Raw genomic sequence first — 2,710 nt, forward strand, 5'->3', positions numbered from 1 at the left:
TGTTAACTGTTGTGACTACTCCGGAGGCGGAGCGTCTCCGGCTCCGCTCAAGTCTCAGCGTCGAAATGTCTTGGAATTTTTGACTCAAGCCATTAGCGCTAAACGCCAGGGTCAACCAACTCCTTCTTTACTTCCACAAGTTCCTGCCGAGTAAAGTTGCTGTCAAAAATGCTGCTTAAAACCCACGAATTTATACAGTTTGATTTCCCAAATTGAATCAGTCTGCTGTCTGCTTCTTTTGAACTCTAACTCTTTGATGTCAATGGGTTTTACTTTCTTGTAATTTGCGATCGCCCCGTGGTCGATTACGTTTAAATGCTATATTTGTTAATACTTGAATAAAGTGCTTGTCGTCATTAATTGCAAGAGGTGCAATAACTGGATTATCGACTAATAACTTTTTCCGAGATTGAAAAATTTCCGGTGCAAGTTCTTGTGTTTGAGAAACCCACTGAGCAATTTGAGGATAGGCATTTAATAAAGGTTCTACAGTCAGTCCTAAAAATAGTTGTTTCATCACCAAAGAGAAGTTATCTGCAACTATAGAGTCAAAGGCAGAGCGATTTGGATGATATTTTTGACTGGGGAATAGGACTTGTTGCTGTGTTTTAGTAATTTGTTGAATATCGGCAAGATTAATTACTGGCATGGTGGAGAGAATATAACATCTCTCCCATGCAGCGGTAAGCTGCAAATTAATTATACGTACAGCCAAGATACAAGAATCAGCTGTCAATCAAGGACATACACTTATTCGTCAGGCAGTCATTGATTACAGCATATTATATTTAGAGCTCGATCAGATTGTTCGACGGTTGATTGCTATGCACTCAGCGATAGTACGGCTAATATCAGGTAAATAAAGTACATCTAATAAGAACTGTAAAATTACTGCACTAAATCTGAAGCAGTATTGTCACTTTGGATATTATTCAGTCTATTAGAGCAACAATTAGCGTTAGCCAAAGGCTTTGGCGTACCCTTACTCAAAAGCTTGCTACGCGTAGCGTCTCTAAGAGTTGCCATCGCTCCGTTTTATTTTTATTGCTCTCATTACTTCTTTATTTGTTACAAATGTTGTTTTTCTGCGAAAGGCGATCGCCAACTCCATATCTTGAGGAAGATATTGTGGATGGAATGTCAATATGATCAATCCTCTACTTCCGGCTCACCAATTGTCTTCTGTGCGCCATGACGAATATGGAGAATTCTCACCGTTGGAACAGGCTGATCTTCAAGAACCGTAAATAGAATACGATAGGTTTGTTTTCCTTGCCCGTAAAGAAGCTGACGAATTTCTTGGCTAAAGAAGGCATCCTCACGAGCGATCGGACAGCGCCGAGGCATTTCTTGCAGAGAGGCGATTGCTTTAATTAGCCCTTGATACCAGAGTTGGGCACGCTCGGCTGTAGTAAACTCAGTAAAACTTAAGAATGCGGCATCCGCTTCGGCTTTCGCAATGCTGGAGAAATCAATGCGGTACGTCATGCTTCAAGAGACAAACCATATTTCTGATTTTGTTCAGCAATGAAGTCCTCTAAACTCGAAAATTGTCCTTGCTCAAAATCATCAAGCCCACGTTGGATTCCCTTTAAAGCCTCAAAAAAATCTTGATCGTCCAAACTCAGTCCTAAAGTCAGCACCGCTAGCGCCATTTGCGAAATATCTTGTCCAGTACTTTCAGCACGCTGTCGCAGCAGTGCCTCAACTTTCGGTGGTAGATCAAGTGTAATGGACATTGTGAGTTTTCCGAGCGTGATACTGGTTTTATTATAGCGATGCCCTTCTCTACGAGACGCTGCGCGAACGGCGCAGGCTCAGGGTAAGACCTGCTCTGGGCGTAGCTGCGGCACCTCATAGATTGGGTAAAGCGGACTGCTCAAGTGTGGGAGTGCTTCAACTACGCCCGTTGTAGACATCGCGCTAATTCTAGATACCTGTAAAATTAAGCTGCAAGCGATGGCAACTCTTAGAGACGCTACGCGTAGCAAGCTTTTGAGTAAGGGTACGCCAAAGCCAACTCTTGGAGACGCTCCGCGTAGCTTGCAACTCCTGCGGAGTACGGCTAACGCATATCTTATTAAAACATTAATCGTTCAATGAAAATTATGAACGTTAAGATTAAACAAATTGTGTCCCAAATTCTTATGGAGTTTCTGGGATGAATAGTGGGTTAACTTATGAGCAAGAAACCTTTGTGCAAGATAGTATCCCTGTTAGATTGGAGAAATTGGCAACTAATTTAGCACGGATAAATCAACTTTTCAGTGAGTCTACACATGAGGAGGGAGCAATGCGATTTTGTGAGGTCGGACAAAAAAAGTGCGATCGCTAAAAATTATATTCAAGTACGGAGTGATTTTATTTACAAATAAAATATTGATTCGCAGGAGAATTCATCTTGATGAGATATCTCAAAAAGATTGCTAGTAAGTCATTTGACGATTATTTCCCAAAATATCTGTAACAAGCCTTTGATATTTAGTATCAATTACAGCAACCAATAGCTAAAGATGAGAACGCAAGTATAAAATTAATCAAGCAGTTTGAGGTTTAATAAAGGAATTAAAGATAGAAATACAAAAATTATCCCAACTTCCAGCTATCCATTGACAGCGCAGATGTAATATAATTTCTGCATTGTCTTTCAACCAAAATTTACTGTTTCCTTTGATTCTTAAATTGACAACTTGGCGGATTAAACTCTCAA

At 40.6% G+C, this 2,710-nt stretch carries 4 protein-coding genes and 1 pseudogene; 1 reads left to right on the forward strand and 4 read right to left on the reverse strand.

Features of this window, described 5'->3' with window-relative positions; genetic code table 11:
- Positions 1-259 precede the first annotated feature (259 nt).
- The 3 genes from F8S12_RS21480 to F8S12_RS21490 all read right to left on the reverse strand — a co-directional run bounded on the left by F8S12_RS21480 (position 260) and on the right by F8S12_RS21490 (position 1,739).
- Entirely contained in the window at positions 260-649 is a 390-nt protein-coding gene (locus F8S12_RS21480; protein WP_230968178.1) for a hypothetical protein, read from the reverse strand.
- Positions 650-1,149: 500 nt separating this feature from the next.
- The gene (locus tag F8S12_RS21485) at positions 1,150-1,488 is read right to left on the reverse strand and encodes a type II toxin-antitoxin system RelE/ParE family toxin (protein WP_109013393.1); all 339 of its coding nucleotides are present in this window, start codon (positions 1,486-1,488) and stop codon (positions 1,150-1,152) included.
- Entirely contained in the window at positions 1,485-1,739 is a 255-nt protein-coding gene (locus F8S12_RS21490; RefSeq protein WP_094333544.1) for a hypothetical protein, read from the reverse strand. Before F8S12_RS21490 ends, F8S12_RS21485 begins: the two co-directional genes overlap by 4 nt.
- A gap of 422 nt (positions 1,740-2,161) precedes the next feature.
- Here F8S12_RS21490 and F8S12_RS21495 point away from each other — a divergent pair, with 422 nt between their 5' ends.
- Entirely contained in the window at positions 2,162-2,335 is a 174-nt protein-coding gene (locus F8S12_RS21495; protein WP_196518258.1) for a hypothetical protein, read from the forward strand.
- A gap of 202 nt (positions 2,336-2,537) precedes the next feature.
- Here F8S12_RS21495 and F8S12_RS21500 read toward each other — a convergent pair.
- Positions 2,538-2,710: pseudogene (locus tag F8S12_RS21500) on the reverse strand (ISLre2 family transposase); the annotation flags it as partial.

This window comes from Nostoc sp. WHI (assembly GCF_015714725.1).
Classification (GTDB): Bacteria; Cyanobacteriota; Cyanobacteriia; order Cyanobacteriales; family Nostocaceae; genus Nostoc.

Bases quoted from the DNA above. Each gene is read 5' to 3' on its own strand.
- F8S12_RS21480 (WP_230968178.1), bottom strand. From the start codon at position 649: ATGCCAGTAATTAATCTTGCCGATATTCAACAAATTACTAAAACACAG.
- F8S12_RS21485 (WP_109013393.1), bottom strand. From the start codon at position 1,488: ATGACGTACCGCATTGATTTCTCCAGCATTGCGAAAGCCGAAGCGGAT.
- F8S12_RS21495 (WP_196518258.1), top strand. From the start codon at position 2,162: ATGAATAGTGGGTTAACTTATGAGCAAGAAACCTTTGTGCAAGATAGT.
- F8S12_RS21490 (WP_094333544.1), bottom strand. From the start codon at position 1,739: ATGTCCATTACACTTGATCTACCACCGAAAGTTGAGGCACTGCTGCGA.